Below are 18,230 nucleotides of genomic sequence, written 5' to 3'. Positions count from 1 at the left end.
GGACAGTAGGGCGGGGATCGTAGTCATGGTGCAGCAATCCTGCTGCATCATGACCAACGGGGGCAGAACATGCGCAAACGCACCATCGGCACTCTCGTCACGACCATCGCCGCCGGAGCGGCCCTGATCACTCCCATGGCCCCGGCAAGCGCCGACGACTCGGCCTCGGTGAGGGCAGGGACGGTCAATGGCTGCAAGCGGGGCTACGTCTGCGTCTGGACGACGAAGTCGTGGGAACACGGCAACCCGCCCTCCCTGAAGTTCTACCGCTACGGCGTCCACAAGCTCAGCGGCCAGCACGGCGAGCGGGTCATCTACAACAACCAGACCGGCGGCGCGACAGCCCAGACGTGCCGCACCTACTCCGGCACCAACTGCAGCAGCAAGCTGAAGCCCGGCAAGAGCTGGTACTTCAACATCTCGCCGATCAACTCCATCCGCCTCAACCAGGGCTGAGCAGGGCGCGCTTGGCAGAGTCGCCCGGAATGGCCCGTTCGGCCCACGTCGCCCAGGGTCGCGGGGCGTTACGCTCCGTGCACTGTCGCAGTGTGCTGGGGGGAGCTGCCATGACCGATGGTGCCTATACGGCCTACCGGGGGGCGCTGCGTGATGTTTTCGCCGGGTGGTGGGTGGCGTGGCCGCTGTCCCAGACGGTGCGGGTCGGCGAGGTGCGCAGGCTGCACGGCGGGGGGTCGGTGACGGCCGGCGAGCTCGGCAAGTGGGGCGTCGAGGTGGCGGAGCGGACCACGGGGGCGCCCGGTGATGTCACGTACGACGCCGGGGGTTCGGTGTCCGTGCAGTTCAAGGCGGTGGGCGGCACCGTGCCCGGCATCGCCACGCTGCTGCCCGCCGACGCGGGCGCCCTGGTGGAGTTCAAGGACGAGCGCAGCGCGCTGATCGTCTACTCCGGGCTGCGGCAGCGCGGGCTGCCGGATGTCGCCGGGCTCACCGACGGGCTCGTACGGAAGATGTGGCGCGGGGAATGGGACCCCGCGCTGCTCGTCGTCACCGACGTCATCCACGCACGGGCGGGGACCGTGCTCACCTCCGAACGGGACGGCGCCGTCGCCGAGTTGCGGATGACCGCGGGCGGGGCCGGGCCGCTGCAGCTGATCGACCTCGCCGGGCGGGTCACCTTCAGCCGGGCCAGCCACCTCGGGCTGAACTGGACTGGCACCGATATCACCCCGGTCTACCGGGTGCTGCGCGTGCGCAAGGGCTGGTGGCGCGGCTTCAAGGCCGAATACGGGACGCCGCAGCCGGGGCGCGGCGCGGCGGCGGAGCCCGTACCGGAGCTGCTGCTCGACGAGGCCCGGGAGGATCCGGGGACCGTGCTGGAGCAGCTGGACGGCGGCGAGCAGCCGCCACCGGGAGTGGACGAGGCGCCATGACCGGGGCCGTCGTCACCATCACGGCGAGCCAGGTCAGCCTGCGGCACGGCGGCCGCACCGTCGACTGGCCGCTCGGGGCCGAGCTCGCCGCGCTCGCCCGCGGCGCCGAAGGGGCCGAGGGCGCCGGCGAGTTCACCAGGGCACTGGAGCCCGAGGCGGATTCCGCGCTGCGGCGGGACGTCGGACGGCGGCTGTACACGGGGGTGTTCGGCGGCGCGCCCGCCGACAGCTGGCCCGCGCTGGTGGCCGCGGCCGCGCCGGAGAATCTGTTACGGGTGCGCCTGGACATCGAGGACCCGGTGCTCGCCACGCTGCCCTGGGAGCTGATGCACGACGACGGGCAGCACGCCCTGTGGCGCAACGGGCGGGTGCTGCTGCGCCGCGGCCGCGCCCGCGGCAACCCCGTCGCCCCCGGCGAGGAGAACGGCGCGGACCGGGGCCCGCTGCGGGCGCTGCTGGTGGTCTGCAACCCGGCCGACCACACGCTCCTCGCCGACCACGAACTGGCCAAGATCGGCGCCGCGCTGGCCCAGCTGCCCGGCCGCATCCACACCGAGGTGGTCGACGGACCGAGCCCCACGGAGCTGCGCGCCGAACTAACCGCTGTGAGACCGCACGTACTGCACTTCATCGGCCACGGCATGCGCGCCGTCGAGGGCGACCTGCCCGGCCTCGACTTCAACGTGGAGCCGCAGAACGGCGCCAAGGACGAGCGCAACGAGCAGCGCCGCTGGGGCGCCCCCGCGAAGGGCCAGTGGACGCTCGACCGGGACATGCTGGAGATCCTGCTCGGCGACGGGCGGGCGCCGCGGCTGGTGCTGTTCAACGTCTGCCGGCAGGCCGGCGCGCCCGCGGGCGACTTCGGGAGCCTGGTGAACGTCTGCCTGGAGCAGGGCGTCGGCGCGGCCGTCGCCATGCAGGGCGACATCGAGTCGCCCGCCGCGGTCGAGTTCTCCTACGAGCTGTACCGCAGCCTCTCCTGCGCCAAGCCGATCGACGAGATCATCACCGACGTACGCAACCACCTCTACCTCACCGACCCGGGCCGGCCCTCCTGGGCGCTGCCGGTGCTGGAGTGCGCGGTGCCCGACCCGGCCGAGGTGACCCGGCAGCGGTGGGGGCACGCGGAGCCGGAGCTGTCCTCCCGTAACCGCAAGTGGCCGTTTGACGAGCTGCCGATGTTCCTCGGCCGCGCCAAGGAGCGGCGGACCGGCTGGTGGCACCTGTGCGAGGGGGCGCGCGAGGCGGCGGGCCCGGCCGAGCGGCTGCTGGCGATCACCTCCGGGCAGCCGGCGTCCGGCAAGACCTGGCAGGCCAAGTGGTGCCTGCTCACCTGCATGCTGCTCGGCGAGGACGTCACGTACGCCGACCTCGCCGCGCAGGCCGGGCGTGGTGACGGGGACGACCACAAGACGCTGGGCTGGCTGTCGGTCCTGCGGTCGCTCCGCAACGCGTGCATGGACGAGCGGCAGCCCGATCCGATGGCCGCGGCCGACTTCATCCGCTTCAACCAGGTGCTCAACCGGGCGACCCGGGGCGGGCCCGAGTGGAGCCGGGGGGTCGAGACCGACGGCGAGGACCAGAACTACCCCTTCAATCCGGAAGAGGGCCGTGCCGACGACCGCCGCATGGCGATCTTCCAGGAGTTCCTCACCACCCTGAAGAACCGCGCCGCTGCCCGGCAGCGGCCGCATCTGCTGGCCCTCGACCACGCCGAGTGCGTCATCGACTCGGACGTCGGCGGCGTGCTGAAGCCGCTGCTGTTCGACCCGGTGCGCAAGGTGGCGCAGCCGCCGGAGCAGTTCCCGGTACGGATCCTGGTGGTGGCGTCGCAGAGCTGGCGGGGCTTCAAGCATCTGCAGGACGTGATGCCGGTCAGCCCGGTGGTGCTCGGCGACTTCCCGCCGCACGAGTACCGGCGGCTTTCCCGGGAGTTCTGGGAGCGCACGGTGGTCGCGCGGCCGGCGCTGCGGGAGCTGAACTTCGAGGCCTTCGAAGAGATCGCCACGGCGCTCCGCCGGGACGCCGAGGGCCCCTTCCCCATCCACGTCTTCCAGAAAATCGTGAATCTGCTGCTGACGATGAAGGCCACGCAGACGCGGTCCTGACCCACGAGGAGCGAGCATGCCGGAGCCCATCTCGCTGGCCCAGGCGGCGGCGTCGCTGGCCGCGAAGCTCAGCCGCGGCGAGTCGCTCGACGACATCGGCCGCCAGCTGCTGCCCGAGCACTGGACTCCGGCACTGCAGGCCGCCTCGGTGGCGCGCTACTTCGACGCCAAGACCTACCGCGCGGTGCTCGTGGAGTTCGCCGGCGACCGGCCGCCCGCGCTGTCGGAGCTGATGGCGAACAAGGCCGTGGAGGAGCTCCCCGGCGGCCAGCTGCAGGTCCCGGACGCGCACCGGTCCGCGTACTTCCTGTCCTGGCTGGGCGATACCGGCGGCACCGGGCCGCTGCCGGCGAAGCTGCTGGAGCTGGAGATGCGGCTCAGCGAGCACTGGCACGCCCGCGGCCGGCCGGCCGAGCGGCTGCGGCATCTGATCCTCGCCGACCCGGAGTCGGCGGGCGCCTACTTCGAGCGGCAGTTCGCGGCCAACGACGCCCGCCGCGACTTCGGCCGCTGCCAGGACCTGATCCTCGTACTCGCCGACCCGGACCGCGCCCCGCTGACCAAGCGCACCCTGCTGCGCCGGGCCGAGACCCGGGCCGGCTATCTGCGCGCCCGCACCCACTGGGCGCAGGACTACGCCCGCTCCGCGCAGTTCCTGCAGCCGGACGGGCTGTGGGGACAGGCGAAGGAGCTGCTCTACGGGCCCGGGCCGCGGGTGTGGCAGATGCACGGCCCGGCCGGGTCGGGCAAGACCATGCAGCTGCGCTGGCTGGTGTCCCGGCGGTGCGTGACCCCGGAGCTGGACGTCACCTGTGCCCGGATCGACTTCGACCACGTCGACCCGCTGAACGGCGCCCGCTGGCCCTGGCTGCTGCTGCTGGAACTCGCCGACCAGCTGGAACTGCGGCTGCCCGCCCGGGCGTTCACCGGCCTCGACGAGTACGCCGCCTACCGCTCGCTGCTCGCCGACCCCAACTCCCCCGCCGCCGCCGAGGCCGCCCGCGGCATCCGCACCCAGGACGAAGCGCGGATCCGCGACGAGGCGGTGGAGGCGTTCATCTCCCGCTTCAACCAGTCCTTCGCCGCCGACCTGCCGGTCCTGGTGGTCGTCGACACGATGGAGGAGGTGCTGCTGCGCAGCCCCTCGCACGCGGACGGGCTCTTGCGGCTGCTCGGCGAGGTGCTGGAGCGCTGCCCGGCGATCCGGCTGGTCGTCGCCGGGCGGGCGCCGCTGGCCGGCGGCCGGCACGATGCCGCGTTCGCCGCGCTGGGCCCATATCAGGACATGCCGGTGCTGCCCTTCACCGAGGGCGAGGCGCAGCGCTATCTGCGGGAGATCCGCGGCATCAACGAGCCCGAGCTGCTGCGCGTCGTCATCGACCGCAGCGCGGGCATGCCCTTCCATCTGGCGCTCTTCGCCGACGATGTGGACCAGAACCCGGACGTCTCCCCGGAGGAGCTGCAGACCCTGCGCACCCCGCTGCTGAGCTACCTGGTCAACCGGGTCGTCCGCCGCATCGACGACCCGGTGGTGCGCTGGCTGCTGCGTTACGGCGTGATCCCGCGCCGGCTGCGCCGGGAGCACGTCGAGTCCATCCTCAAACCGCATCTGGAGCAGATCACCGACGACGACGATCCGCGGCACGACGCGCACCACCTGCCGGGCCGGCAGGACGTCTTCCCGGCCATCGCCCCGCCGAGCACCAAGCAGCTGGAGGACGCCTGGCGGAAGCTGCTCGACTACGCCGCCACCTCGTCCTGGATCACCGAGGTGACCGAGGACGAGCGGTCCGTGGTCTTCCACAGCGCGGTGCTGCAGCCGATGCGCGACCTGATCTCCGACCGGCCGGTCTTCGCGCAGCTGCACCGGAACTTCGCCGAGCGGTTCGAGCAGCTGGCCGGGGAGACGACGCACCCGGAGCGGCGCATCCGCTATCTGCGCGAGGCGCTCTACCACCGCTTCCAGATGCGCGACTCCGACGCCCCGCGGCGCTGGCGCGAGGAGCTGGAGCGGGCCTGGGCGGCGGGCGACACCCAGGGGCTGCGCGGCCTGGCCGAGGAGATCCTCGGCGACGAGTACGTGGAGCGGGACAGCCCGCGCCGGATCCCCGGCGGCGACACCCTGATCACGTACGAGCTGATGGCCGAGGCGCAACTGAACCTCGCCTACGCGCTCTTCCGCGAGGGCATGACCGACGGGGTGCCGTCGGCGGCGCACGACCACATCTGGTCCGATGTCGAGCTGTGCCTGGCCAAGGCCGACGACCTGTACAAGCAGGCCGGCATCACCGAGCGGGCGCACTCGGTGCGCGAAGAGGTGCTGCAGGCCACCGTGCTGGCGCTGGGCGACCGGGCCGGCGAGGCGGTCTACCGCCTCGAGCACCGGGTGCTCGCCTACGAGGGGCTGCCCGAGCTGGAGCGGCTGTGGGCGCTGAGCATCCGCGCCGCGTCGCTGCGGCTGCTGCACTCCGCGGCCGCCGCGCAGGCGTATCAGGAGGTCGTCGCCTTCGCCCGGTCCGCGCGCCGCCCGGACATCGCCGCCAGCGCGGCCGCCACCGGCGCCGGCGAGCACCGGCTGCTGGGCGAGGTCGACGCGGCGACGGAACTGTACGCACTGGCCGCGGAGTTGCGCACCGAAGCCGAGCTGCCGGTCTTCCCGGCCCTCGCCCAGCAGGCCGGGCTGCTGCTGCGCTGCCGTCGCCCGGCCGCCGCCCTCGCAATCCTCGACCTGCCCAAAGAACGGGCCCCGGCCCCGCCCGCGGACCAGGCCGCGCTGGCCCGGCTGCAGGCCAAGGCGCAGCTGCAGCTGGGCCGCGAGGCCGAGGCGCTGGCCGCGCTGCAGCGCGCCGACGCCGTGGCCGGGCTGCTGCACGGCGCCCAGCGCTACCGGCAGCTGGCGCTGACCGCCCAACTCCGCGGCGTGGCCCTCGGCGAGCTGCAGGAGATCGGCTCCGCCGACGACTGCTTCACCCGGGCCACCGGGCTGTGGACGGAGCTGGGCTATCTCGCGGGCGAGCCCGAGTGCCACTACCTCTACGCCCGCTTCCTGCTGCGCGACAGCCAGGACCTGGCGGCGGCGCACCGGGTGCTGGAGCCGTACGAAGCACCGGGCCAGGAGCCGGAGTTCGCGCTGCGACTGCAGCTGCTCATCCAGGAGTGGGCGGTCCGCTCCGGCGTCCCGCGCTCCGGACAGGCCCCGCCGCTGTCGTACGGGACGCTGCCCGGGCTCGTACGGCCGCTGCACGCGCTGTGCCGCATCGCCGGCGACGACGGGCCGGCCGCGGACCCGGACGCGATCCGGGAGCTGGCCGACGCCCTCGGCGACATCCAGCCGGTGCAGGCCCGGCTGGCCACCCTGCGCGACCTGGCGGACAACCCGGCGCTGCGCGGGCGGGTCGACTGGGCGGAGCTGGAGCCGTACTTCGGCGCCTGCGTCCCCGACCCCGGCGCGTACGGCCCCGACGACGCGCTGGCGCAGCTGATGATCGCGCAGGTGCGCGGCCACGCCGACGCCGCCGGTCTCGAGCGGGCCGCCCGCGTGCTCATCGACAGCGCGCACGGCAACCGCCAGATCGTCTGGCGCTGCGCCCGTATCGCCGCCCGCCTCGGCCACCCAGGGCTGGCCTGCACCTGGCTGGCGGAGGTGCCCTGGACGCAGCCGCCGAAGGTGGCCGGCGGCGCGCCGCGGCCGCCGCACGTACGGCTGGCGCTGTCCGCGCTGGTCATGGACGCGGGCGTGAATCCGCGCCCCCGGGAGGCGGAGGACGCGCTGCGCCGGGCCATCCAACTGGCCGAATCCGGCGGCGTGGTGCGGCACAGCGTGCCCGTCACGCTGCTGGACTGCGCCCGCCGGGTGCAGGTCACGGGCGTCGTGGAGCGGGTGGAGGAGCTGCTGCGGCGGCTGCAGCGCCCCGCCTTCGACGGTCCCGACGCCGACGGCCAGCGGCTGTTCCAGGACTGGCCGGGCGAGCAGGTGCTGCAGCTGCACCGGCAGCCCGGCATCGACCCGGTCGACGACGCCGCGCCGCCGCGCCCCGGCAAGCTCGCCGCCTGGCACGAGCAGCAGCGGCCGCTGCGCGACGAGCTGTCCCGGCCGCAGCTGCGCCGGCCCCGGTACGTACGCCTCGACTCCGACGATCCGGCGGCGCACGCGCTGCCGTGGGAGATGACGCTGCAGCCGGCGCTGGAGGTGGCGGGCAAGGACGATCAGCCGGTCATGTACCGCACGCTGCCCGGCGCCGCCCGGCAGGTGGACGTGTGCTGGCTGCAGCACCGGCTCAACCGGCTGTACCGGCTGCGCCTCGACGTGGACGGCATCGTGGGCCCGGAGACCCGGCAGGCGCTGGACCGACTGCAGCCGGGAGCGCTGACCGCGGGCTGGCCGCTCGTCGCCCCGGAGACCCGGCGCGAGCTGCAGCGGCTGCAGCCGCACGACCCCGGGCCTCACCGGGTGCTGGTGGTGTCCACCAAGCCGGACGCCCCCGCTTCCGGGGCGACTTCGGGGGGACAGTCCCCGCTGACGTACTGGCTGCGCGGCCGCCGCCCGTCGCTCGGCGGCTATCCGGCGCGGCTGCTGACCTTCCAGCCGGACGCCGAGCTGGCCGCGCAGCTGGGCCCGCCCCCGGAAGGGCTGGACATCCTGCACCTCGCGGCGCCGCTGCGGCAGCGCGGCGGGGTGCCGTATCTGGAGTTCTCGCCGGCCGGGCACGCCCGCCGGCTGGCGGGGAAGGCGCGCGGCTCCGACCTCTTCCCGGTGCATCTGTCCCGCTGGCTGGCCGAGTTCGATCCTGGGCGGGTCCCCGTCGTCGTGCTCGACCCGCCGTATCCCGGCTCCGAGGTGGATACGGCGGTGCAGCTGACGCTGCGCAATCTGTTCGCCGCGCACCTCTTCAGCCATGGCAACTGCCCGGCGGTGGTGTGCACCGGCGTCTTCCCGGAGGGCGGCCTGGAGCACCTGCTCGGCTTCTACGCCGACCTCGACGGACACGCGACGCTGGCCGAGGCGACCCGCAAACTACGCTCCACCGCCCGCGGCTCCGGCACCACCGCCTTCGCGGACGACGACGACGCGCGCCGCGCCACCGCCCTGTACGCGGCCGCCTCGTCGCTGCTGCACCGGCCCAAGGGCCCGCCGCCCGTCACCCCGGTGCGCACCACCGTGCGGCAGGCCGGATTCCGTAACGTGGCCGACGGACTGGCCCGCGAACTGGAGACCTGGATCAGGCTGTCGGAGGGCGAGGGCGCGGAGCTGGAGAAGCACCACAGCCAGCTGCTGGCCGTCTCCCGGATGCTCGGCTCGGGGCTCGAGCTGGCGCGGGAGAGCCAGGCACTGCCACTGGTGCTCGATCTGCACCACGTCTGGGACTACTTCCGCGGCAAGTTCGCGCTGCGCCGGCTGCCGGAGTCGCGCGACTTCCTGGCCGCGGCGGACGAGCTGGCGTGGGCCTGCTACCGGGCCCCGCTGCAGGCGGCGCTGGCCGCGGACGGCGCGGCGGGGACGCCGCCGAAGGAGCCGCCGCTAGTGTCGTTCAGCCGCACCGCGGCGCCGCGCGCGCACCGGCGCGGCGACCAGTACCGGGAGCTGCTGCCGCGCGGCGGCATCCACACGGGCGAAGGCGCACGGGCGGCCCGCAATCTGCCGTTCCCGGTGATCGACATCCCCTGGTATTACGCCTCCCACCTCCCCGCGCTGCTGACCGTGGCGCACGAGGTGGGCCACCACATCGAGGACGACTTCGGGCTCACCGGCGAGCTGCGCGAGCGGCTGGCCGGCTGCGGCCTGCCGGCGGCCGAACTGCCGCGCTGGCAGGGCTGGCTGGGCGAGGTCTTCGCCGACGTGTGCGCGACGCTGGCGTGCGGGGTCGCGTATCCGCAGGTGCTCGGGGACGTACTGGCGGCGCTGGAGCCGCCGGAGGACGCGGGCGAGGCCGGCGACGCGGCCGAGCACCCGCCGGCGGCCGTCCGGTTGCGGGTGTGCGAGGCGACGCTGGAGGCCGCCGGGCATCCGGCGGTGGACCTGGCCAGGGCCGATGCGGCCGGCTCCGCGGAACTGGTGGCCGAGGCCCTGGTCGGGCGGGGCTACCCGCAGTTCGGGGGCAAGCGGCTGCCGGAGCTGCTGCCGGTCCCCGGCGACCTGCGCCTGCTGCGCGACCGGCTGATCGCGGGCCGGGCCACCGGCAGCCGTCAGGTCACCGGCGTCCTCGCCGCGGCCGCGCTGGCCTTCGCGGCGGACCCGGACGGCTACGACCGCCGCCGGGTCGCCGGCCGGGCGGTGGACGAGGTCCTCGCCCTCCGCCCGGTCGGCCGCCGCGCCTCCCCGCCCACGCCCCCCGGTGCGACGGAGGAGCGGGACGCGGAGGCGGGCCGGCGGCTGTTGCTGGCCCTCGGGGGTGGTTGATCAGCCGGTCAGCCGCGGGCGACCGCGATCGCGCCGCCGAGCCGCTCGCCCGCCTCGTAGATCATGTACGGGACGCCGTTCTCGGTGCCGAAGACCGGCGAGGCGGCGCGGCCGTTCTCCGGGGCCGCGCTGCCCGAGTCGTAGAAGACGCCGAGGTGGTCCCGCTGGGAGAAGTCGCTGCCCACCTCGGTGATGAGGATGTTGCCGCCGCTCTCCTTGTCGGTGTTGTAGACGACGTACGTGTGGCCGTTGCGGGTCAGCAGGTGCGGCCCGCCGACGTTGTTGGCCCCGACCGCGGCGTGGTCGATCAGCGGCTCCGCGGCGAACTCCCAGTCGCGGCCGTCCGCCGACCAGCCCCAGGCGATGTCGCGGTGGTTGGACTTGTCGTTCCGCATGTGCAGCATCACGTAGCGCGCGCCGCGGGAAGGCAGGTCGTAGCGGAAGACCCGGGCGTACGAGGTCTCCGTCGTGCCCGCGGGGTGCATCGACGTCGTCAGCACGGTCTTGTCGTACGTGAAGGTGATGCCGTCCTTGGAGCGGGCCAGCCGGGTCGTGGTGTTCTCGCCGTGGAAGTACAGCCACAGCTCCCGCTCGTCCGCGTTCCACATCACATGCGGAGACGAGACGTGGCTGACGCTGTAGTGCGGATCCCAGACGTTCTTGACGATCGGGTTGCCCGGGTACTCCGTGAACGGGCCCTCCAGGCTGTCCCCGTACGCGAGGCAGATGCCGCCGGGGGCGTCGTGCGGCGCGTAGTAGAGGTAGTAGCGGCCCAGCGGGTCGGCGAGCTTGTCGTAGACCCCGCGGATGCTGGGGAAGATGATCTCGCCGGTGGGGTTGTACGCGAGCTTGTCCGGGGTCAGCAGGGTGCGGACGTAGTGGTAGTTCGGGAAGCCGCCGGGGGCGGCGAGGGCGGGCCTGGCGCCGAGCCCGCCGAGGGCGAGCGCGGCGCCACCGGCGGTGGCGGACTGCAGGAAGCGGCGGCGGTTGAACGCCATGATGTGCGGCTCCTTACGGTGGGGGGTGGGGTCAGAGGTACTGGGCGGCCGTCACGCACATCCCGCCGAGGCACACGCACCACACGTACGGCATGGTGCGGATCATGACCTGCTGCGGGCTGACGCCGGAGTACTGCGCCGCCCACACGGTCTGCGTGCTGGTCGGGTCGGCGACACCGAAGACCTGGTTGTACGAGGTGGTCATGCCGAGCACCGCCACGGCCGGATAGATGCCGGCGGCGATCAGCACGCCGGCGATGCCGGCGCCCAGGCCGTAGATGTTCAGCGGCCCGCGGTACAGGCACAGCGGGGCGAGGAGCGTGAAGACCAGGACGAAGACCACCGGGTTGTGCGGGGTGATGGCCTTCACCAGCGGCTCCAGCGCGGCGATGGAGTCGGGCAGCTTGACCGCGGCGAGCAGGATGCCGATCGCGATGAAGAGCACGATGGGCGGGGCCGCGACGTCGAAGGCGGCGTACACGGTGCGCAGCATCCGCTTGTTCATCTCCCGCGGCTTCGTCGTGGTGACGAGCGCGTAGAGCACGCCGGCCAGCAGCGACGGGATGATCGCGAGCTCGAAGCCGAGCGCGAGGATCAGCGGGATCGCGGGCGCGAAGAGCGAGTACCAGGGCGCGTCACCGAGCCGCTGTCGCTTGCTCGGGGCCTTCGGGGCGGCGGCCGAGGACAGCGACCAGGAGTGCTCGACGCCCTTGCGCCGGGTCTCGATCAGGACGTAGGCGATGCCCGCGACGAGGGCGAACGGGAACAGCTTCAGCATGAAGCTCTTCACGGTGTCGATGGGCAGATCGAGCGCGGTGGAGAAGAACTGCCAGGAGGGCAGCTCGAACGGCACGCCAATGGCGATGCCCATCAGGATCGTTCCGGCCGCGGTCACCTTCGGCACGCCGACCGCGATCATCGCGGGGATGCCGATGATGCCGGCCAGCATGGCGGCGGGCGCGGAGCCCGTCACCGTACCGACGAGGGCGGAGACGGCGAGCACGCCGAGCGCGACGACGGTCGGCCGGTCGCCGCCGAATTCGACGATCTTACGGACCAGGGTCCCGGCGATGCCGGTCTCCTCCAGCAGCTTGCCGAGCCACGAGCCCATCAGCACGGCGAGCATGGTGGCCGCGAGCATCACCGAGCCCTCCTGGAGCACGGTGTCGATGATGCTGTTCTTGCCCTTGAACGGGGCGCCGGTGACGACCGCGATGGCGACGCCGATCAGCACCAGCGCGAAGGCCGTGGGCAGCTTGCGGGCAAGGATCAGCCCGACCCCGGCCAGCATGAGCAGGAGTATGACGATTCCCATGGCGGGCCTCAGTTCTCTCTTACAAAGTCGGCGGCGCGGGCGAGCGCGGCGGTGAGCAGGAGGGGCGAGCGGGGCAGGCCGAGGGCCTGCTGGGCGGCGGCGTGGGCGGCGAGTTCGTCGGCACCGGCGACGTAGGCGGGCATGAGCCCGCCGAGGATCCGGTGTCCCACGCGCTGCTTGAGCGCGGCGCGCTTGGCCTTGTCGTGGTGCAGCCGCTCGTGCGCTTCTTCGTGCACGATCGCGGCCTGCCGGGTGCTGCCGGCCGGGAACCACGCCTGCCAGCCGAGCAGTTCGACGACCTCGTCGGCGAGCGCGAGGGTATCGGTGAAGAGCTCGACGGTGGGAGTGGGCTTGGAGCGGAAACGCGCGAGGAGAAGCCGGTCGGGGTCGAGGCCCCCGGTGCTCTCGACGACGCGAACGCCTGCGGCGTGGCCCGCCCGGCCGCCGGCTTCCTCTCCCCTGTCACCTTGTGCCGCGCACCCATCTCCCGCCGCGGAGCGGGCATCGTGGCCGCGGAGCGGCCGGAGGCTCCCGGCGCCGAACTCCATCGCGGCCACGGCCCAGCGGCGCAGCAGCTCCGGATCCCGGCCCTCGTGCGTCGGCGTGTTCGCCAGCAGCCGGACACCGAACTCGACGTCGTCCAGCGCCGCAAGCGCACCGCACTCGGCGCGGAGCGCCTCCCGCTGCTCGGGCCCGAGCCTCCCGAGGAGGCTCCCCGTGCGCGCGACGGCCCTCATGCCCGTACCTCCACAACCGCCACCACCGGCTCGTCCGCCGCCCGCGAGCGCAGCTCGCTCCGGGCCAGCGCCAGCAGCGGCTCGGCCTCCAGCACGCCGGAGAGGTCGGCGATACGGGAGCCGAGCAGCAGCCTCAGCGCGGGGGCGCGGACACCCCCGTCCCCGTACGACGTGGACTGCCGCACCAGCTCCGACAGCAGCTCAGGCGCCTGGCCGACCGTCGTCGTCTCCACCCGCGCGTCCGACGCGTGCAGCCGTACGACGCCGTCCGCGTCGAGGACCCGCACCGGGTGCTGCGGCTTGCGGAAGCGGCGGCGGCGCTCGGCCCCGTAGACCGTGTGGGCGGGCGTGGACGCCAGCACCTCGACGGCCGACTCCGGGGACTTCAGGCTCGCGGCGGCCGCCGTCAGGCGCTCCGCGTCGTCCGTGCGGTGCGCCCGGTCCTGGGTGCGCAACTCCGTTGCCCCGGTGGCGATGGCGCGGACGGTGTTGGTCTGCGGGTCGACGGTCACCTCGACCTCGACCGCGCCGGGCGCCGCGCCCTGCTCGACGACGGCGGCCTCGGCCTCGTTCCGTACGCCGAGGATCTGCTCCTGCGTCGCGCCCGGGATGATCCGCTCGATCTGTTCGCGGACCAGCGCGAGGGCGACGCCGATCGGGCTGATCACCTCGGCGTTGGCGGCGATCCGGCCGGTGAGGCCGGAGGTCTCGGCCAGGTGCGGGGTGACCGCGGCCGCGCCGCCGCCACCGCCGACCAGCACCGCGGCGTCCTCGTCGAGGCGGTAGTCGCGGATCATCGCGTCCACGGTCTTCTTCACCTCGCGGATGCCCGCGTCGAGCAGCTGCGTCGCGGCGCCCGCGACATCCGTGCCCAGCGCCGTGGCCAGCGGCTCCAGCGCCAGCCGCGCCGACTCCGGGTCGCAGGCGGCGAAGTCGCCCTCCGGGACCCGGCCGAGGGCGTTCGCGGCGCAGGTCATCGTCACCGCGTAGCGGCCGCCCGCGGCGTCGATGACCGCGTAGTCCTCCGGGTCGCCGGCGAGCGGGCTGATCGTGACCAGCTTCGCGTCCGCCAGGTCACTGGCCGGCGCGAAGCACGCGTACGGCAGCCCGGCGATGTGCGCGCTGCGCGGCCCGGCCGCGGTGACCTTGCCGCCGCCGATACGGACCATGGAGCCGCCGCCGACGCCGACCGTGCGCACGTCGAGCGCCGACAGATACGACGACTTGCCGAGGATGGTGGCGTGCCGGACCGCGACCTTGCCGCGCCGGATGACGCTGATGTCGGTCGAGGTGCCGCCGGTCTCCAGGAAGACGCCCTCGCTGACCCGCTCCTGCATCAGCGCCCCGGCGACACCCGCCGCCGGGCCCGACAGCACGGTCAGCAGCGGCCGCCGCCGCATCTCGTCCAGCGACATCACGCCGCCGTCGCAGCGCATCACCATCAGCGGCGCGGTGACGCCTGCCGAGGCGATGGAGGTGTCCACCAGGTCGGCGGTGGCCAGCATCTTCGGCAGGATGGCCGCGTTGACGACCGCGGTGCGGGTGCGCTTGCGCAGCCCGTACAGCGAAGTGATCTGGTGCGCCGCCGTCATCGGCAGCCCCGAGTCCTCGGCGGCGGACAGCACCGCCTCCTCCCCCTCGGGCGAGTCCACGCTGAACGGCTCGCTGGCGACCAGCACTTCCGCCCCCTGCGCCCGTACCTGCTCCACGGCCGAGCGCACCGCGGGTCCGTCCGCGGCGTCGGCTATGTGCGCGTAATGCAGCGGGAGCCGCTTGCCCGGGGTGAGCTCCAGGTTCGCAAGTCCCGCGAGCCGCTTGGTGGGTACGGCCCCGGGGCCCGCCCCGATGCCGAGCAGCCCGACGGGCGCGACATCGCCTTCCAGCAGCGCGTTGGTGGCCTGGGTGGTGCCGTGCGCGAGGAACGCGACGTCCTCCGCGGAGCGGCCGGTCTCCTTCAGCAGCCTGTCGAGGGCCTCGACGATGCCGTGCGCGACGCCGTCCTCGTGATGGTGGCTGGTGGGGACCTTCACCTGGCCGACGATCGCCAGAGTGGCGGAGTCGACCGCCACGGCGTCGGTGAAGGTACCGCCCACGTCGATGCCGACGCGGATGCGGGGATGGTCATCTGTTGGGGTTCTACTCATTGAAGCCAGAGCTCCTCACTGAGTGTCAGCGGGTAGGGAGTTGTCAGTGGCAGCCGATAGGTTGATCAGGTGAGCCATAAGCAGGGATTTCGGGTCGAGTTAGCCCCTGACGAGCAGCAGCAGGCCTCATTGGGCCATCACTGCGGGTTGTCGCGGGTGGTGGAGAATTTTTGCCTGGAGACCGTTCGCAAGAAGTGGTCCCAACGTGCAGCCGAGGAGTCCTACGGCATCACCGGCGAGAACCTGACCAAGGTGCCGTGGTCCGCCCCGGCGCTGGAGCGGGAATGGCGCGCCGCGCATCCGCGGCGCTACCCGTGGTTCGCGGAGAACAGGCTGTCCTCCCGAATTCCGAAAGAAGCCTGCCGAGTGCGGGCAGCCGGGTTTTCCAACTACCTCAAGTCGAGGAAAGGTGACCGGCGAGGGCCGACGATGGGTTTCCCGGTGTGGCGTAAACGCAAGCACGGCTCCCGCTTCCGATACGACGCCGACCGCGCCAAGCCACTCGGCTCCCGCACCGTCCGCCTCCCGGCGATCGGAGACGTGGCCACCCGTGAGGACATGTCCTGGCTCACGGACCGCATGGCCACCGGCCGCGCACGGATCCTCGGTGCGACCGTGCGCGAGCAGGCCGGGCGCTGGTGGATCTCCTTCCAGCTCGAGATTGACCGGGACGACATCAACGAGCGTCACCAGACCGACGACGACGCGCCGGCGTGCGGCATCGACCTGGGCCTGAAGACATTTGCCGTCATCAAGAACAGCGATGGTCGCAGCGAGGAGATCCACGCCCCCAAGCCCCTCAAAGCCGCGCTGCGTGCCCTCAACCGCGCCAATCGCAAGCTCGCCCGGTCCGCCGAGGGTTCCAACAACCGGGCCAGGGCGCGTCGCAGGGTGGGGCAATTGCACCTGCGGGTGGCCGACCGGCGGCGGGACTTCCTGCACAAGACCACCACCAGGCTGACGAGAACCAAGTCCGCCATCGCCGTGGAAACCCTCAATGTCCGAGGGATGGTCAGAAACCGCAGGCTGGCCCGCGCCATCTCCGACGCCGGATTCGCCGAGTTCGTGCGCCAGCTCACCTATAAGGCCGACTGGTACGGCTCGACCCTGTGGAAAGCCGACCGGTGGTTTCCGTCGTCCAAGACGTGCGGCGACTGCGGGCGGATCAACCGCGCGCTGGTCCTCGCGGACCGCACCTGGATCTGTCCCGGCTGCGGTGGCATCCACGACCGAGATGACAATGCGGCCGGGAACCTCCTCGACGCCATGCTCTCCGATACGAGCGGCTGACCTCGAAACCCTCGCCGGGAAGTTGCCCGGAGAGGAGAAACGCCTCGTGGAGACCGCGTAAGACCCCGCTCTTCGGAGTCGGCAGCGGTCAATGAAACAGGAAGAAGACCAGCGAGACATTCGCTGCGATTCGCTCAACGGACACCTCCTTGTGTCGTCTCAGGCCAAGCCGATGGGGCGGGTGGTGCGTCGGGCGGGACGGCTGCGACCGTCCCGCCCGGATGAAGATCAGTAGCCGCGGACGTCCGGCCAGTGGCGCTGGACGCCGGAGCGGTCGAGGACGCGGGCGAACTCTTCGAAGCGCTTGTCCTCCTCCTGCACCTGGTGCGGCTGCACGCCCTCGTCGAGGCAGTGCGCGGCCAGCGCGCCGGCCGCCTCGCCGACGTTCCACTCCGCCGGGTGCAGGCGGTAGCAGCCGTTGGTGATGTGGGTGGTACCGATGTTCTTGCCGGCGGGGAGCAGGTTGCGGACGCGGCGCGGGATGAGCGCGCCGAGCGGGATCTCGTACGGGACCGAGCCGATGTCGATGTAGTTGTCACCGCCGGTGGAGGGGTGCAGGTCGATGCGGTAGTTGCCGACGCCGACGGAGTCCCGGTGCTTGGTGCCGCCGTACGGGCCGACGATGTCGATGGACACGTCGTGCTCGGTGACCGTGGTGACGGCCTTGATGCGGCGGGACTCGCGGACGTACGCCGCCTTGGCGAGGCCGTCGGCGGTGCCGGTGACGTCGGGGCGGAGCTTGAGACCGGGGAAGCCGGTGCCGCCGTCGCCGCGCGGGGCCTCGGTCTGCAGCCAGTACAGGACGGAGAGGGAGAGCTGGCGGGCCTCGGCGAGGGCCTGGCGGGAGGTCTCCTCGCCTGCGCCGATGAGGGGCTTCAGCCAGTAGTCGTTGAGCGGCCAGTTGACGAGGGTGATGTCGGAGTCGAAGGCGCCCGGGCGGTACAGCTTGCGGGCCAGGATGCGGCGGAAGCCCCACAGCTCCTTGTCGCCGGCGTCGGCGCTCTGGTCGGCGTTGACGTCGAGCGGGTCGATGGTGGGGTTCGGCTCGAAGGTGCGCGGGACCGGCGCGAGCGACCGCGGGTCGGGGGCGAGGAAGCCGAGCAGCGGGCCCGGCCAGAAGTCGGGGCGGTACTCGCGCCAGAAGCCGTAGTCGGCCGGGCGGTCGATCGTGTGGTCCTCGTCCTCGTGGTGGGAGAGGGCGAAGCAGACGGTGATGCCCTGCTGGTTGAGCGGGTCGGCGGTGCGCGGGGCGTGCGGCTCGTCGAATTCGCTCTGGGCTTCGGCGCCGAGGCCGTATTCGACGCCCGCGAGCTCGAGCAGCTCGCCGGTCTCGGTGGCGTCGATGACGTAGGTGGCGGCGACGGTGTGGCGGTCGCCGTCGCGGACGTCCTCGATGGTTACGGCTCGTACGAAGTCGCCCTCGGTGGCGGCGGAGACGGGGCGGTGGTCAGTGAGGATCGTCAGCCGGCCCGCGCTGCGGTGCGGGGCGAGCATCTCCTCGATGACGGCCAGGGCGACGCGCGGCTCGTGGCAGAGCTTGCTGACGCGGCCGGCGCCCGGGTTGAGCTGCGGCAGGTCGAGGGCCTCGGCGCGGAGGGGGAAGGTGCGGCGGTAGTGCTCGCGGATGCCCTCGCGCAGGGCGCGGTAGGACGCGGTGGTGCCGAACTGCTCCACCCACGGGTGCTCGTCCGGCGGCACCGCCTGCGAGGTGAGCTGCCCGCCGAGCCAGTCGGTCTCCTCGGTGAGCACGACGCGGCAGCCGGCCCGGCAGGCGGCGAGGGCGGCGGCCACGCCGCCGAGTCCGCCGCCCACGATGAGGACGTCGGTCTCGGTGGGGGTGGCTATGGGGG

The 18,230-nt window shown here is 72.9% G+C and carries 10 protein-coding genes; 5 read left to right on the top strand and 5 right to left on the bottom strand.

The annotated features are described in order from the left end of the window. Window positions 1-69: 69 nt before the first annotated feature. The 4 genes from G5C51_RS18125 (at window position 70) to G5C51_RS18110 (ending at window position 9,896) form a co-directional block, all read left to right on the top strand. Entirely contained in the window at window positions 70-456 is a 387-nt protein-coding gene (locus tag G5C51_RS18125; RefSeq protein ID WP_165238590.1) for a hypothetical protein, read from the top strand. A gap of 110 nt (window positions 457-566) precedes the next feature. Next, window positions 567-1,391 carry a hypothetical protein gene (locus G5C51_RS18120; RefSeq protein ID WP_165238588.1) on the top strand — a complete coding sequence of 275 codons (825 nt, stop codon included), beginning with the start codon at window positions 567-569 and terminating at the stop codon, window positions 1,389-1,391. Beyond that, window positions 1,388-3,499, top strand: coding sequence for a CHAT domain-containing protein (locus G5C51_RS18115; RefSeq protein ID WP_165238586.1), 2,112 nt, complete (start codon window positions 1,388-1,390; stop codon window positions 3,497-3,499). Before G5C51_RS18120 ends, G5C51_RS18115 begins: the two co-directional genes overlap by 4 nt. A gap of 16 nt (window positions 3,500-3,515) precedes the next feature. Continuing rightward, entirely contained in the window at window positions 3,516-9,896 is a 6,381-nt protein-coding gene (locus tag G5C51_RS18110; RefSeq protein WP_165238584.1) for a hypothetical protein, read from the top strand. A gap of 8 nt (window positions 9,897-9,904) precedes the next feature. Here G5C51_RS18110 and G5C51_RS18105 read toward each other — a convergent pair whose 3' ends face one another. From G5C51_RS18105 to G5C51_RS18090, 4 genes are read right to left on the bottom strand one after another with little or no spacing between them, the layout of a single operon-like run. After that, window positions 9,905-10,894, bottom strand: a complete 990-nt coding sequence (locus G5C51_RS18105; RefSeq protein ID WP_165238582.1) for a twin-arginine translocation signal domain-containing protein — start codon at window positions 10,892-10,894, stop codon at window positions 9,905-9,907. 31 nt (window positions 10,895-10,925) lie between these two features. Continuing rightward, window positions 10,926-12,209: a TRAP transporter large permease gene (locus G5C51_RS18100; protein ID WP_165238580.1), complete on the bottom strand. Its 1,284-nt coding sequence runs from the start codon at window positions 12,207-12,209 to the stop codon at window positions 10,926-10,928. 8 nt (window positions 12,210-12,217) lie between these two features. Next, complete coding sequence (locus G5C51_RS18095) at window positions 12,218-12,946, bottom strand: hypothetical protein (protein ID WP_240929740.1); 729 nt, start codon at window positions 12,944-12,946, stop codon at window positions 12,218-12,220. After that, on the bottom strand, window positions 12,943-15,090 hold the full coding sequence (locus G5C51_RS18090) for a hydantoinase/oxoprolinase family protein (protein ID WP_165238578.1): 2,148 nt from the start codon (window positions 15,088-15,090) through the stop codon (window positions 12,943-12,945). The genes G5C51_RS18095 and G5C51_RS18090 overlap by 4 nt, the downstream gene beginning before the upstream one ends. A 69-nt stretch (window positions 15,091-15,159) precedes the next feature. Here G5C51_RS18090 and G5C51_RS18085 point away from each other — a divergent pair, with 69 nt between their 5' ends. After that, window positions 15,160-16,380 carry an RNA-guided endonuclease TnpB family protein gene (locus tag G5C51_RS18085; RefSeq protein ID WP_165238576.1) on the top strand — a complete coding sequence of 407 codons (1,221 nt, stop codon included), beginning with the start codon at window positions 15,160-15,162 and terminating at the stop codon, window positions 16,378-16,380. 228 nt (window positions 16,381-16,608) lie between these two features. Here the strand turns inward: G5C51_RS18085 and G5C51_RS18080 are convergent, their stop codons facing one another. Next, window positions 16,609-18,225, bottom strand: a complete 1,617-nt coding sequence (locus G5C51_RS18080; RefSeq protein WP_165238616.1) for an FAD-dependent oxidoreductase — start codon at window positions 18,223-18,225, stop codon at window positions 16,609-16,611. Window positions 18,226-18,230: the final 5 nt, after the last annotated feature.

The sequence above is a fragment of the Streptomyces coryli genome (assembly GCF_011044975.1).
Classification (GTDB): Bacteria; Actinomycetota; Actinomycetes; order Streptomycetales; family Streptomycetaceae; genus Streptomyces; species Streptomyces coryli.
This window is presented reverse-complemented; position numbering and strand designations above follow the sequence as displayed.

Coding starts and splice junctions, on each gene's coding strand:
- G5C51_RS18090 (WP_165238578.1), bottom strand. CDS start 15,090: ATGAGTAGAACCCCAACAGATGACCATCCCCGCATCCGCGTCGGCATC.
- G5C51_RS18115 (WP_165238586.1), top strand. CDS start 1,388: ATGACCGGGGCCGTCGTCACCATCACGGCGAGCCAGGTCAGCCTGCGG.
- G5C51_RS18125 (WP_165238590.1), top strand. CDS start 70: ATGCGCAAACGCACCATCGGCACTCTCGTCACGACCATCGCCGCCGGA.
- G5C51_RS18105 (WP_165238582.1), bottom strand. CDS start 10,894: ATGGCGTTCAACCGCCGCCGCTTCCTGCAGTCCGCCACCGCCGGTGGC.
- G5C51_RS18110 (WP_165238584.1), top strand. CDS start 3,516: ATGCCGGAGCCCATCTCGCTGGCCCAGGCGGCGGCGTCGCTGGCCGCG.
- G5C51_RS18095 (WP_240929740.1), bottom strand. CDS start 12,946: ATGAGGGCCGTCGCGCGCACGGGGAGCCTCCTCGGGAGGCTCGGGCCC.
- G5C51_RS18100 (WP_165238580.1), bottom strand. CDS start 12,209: ATGGGAATCGTCATACTCCTGCTCATGCTGGCCGGGGTCGGGCTGATC.
- G5C51_RS18120 (WP_165238588.1), top strand. CDS start 567: ATGACCGATGGTGCCTATACGGCCTACCGGGGGGCGCTGCGTGATGTT.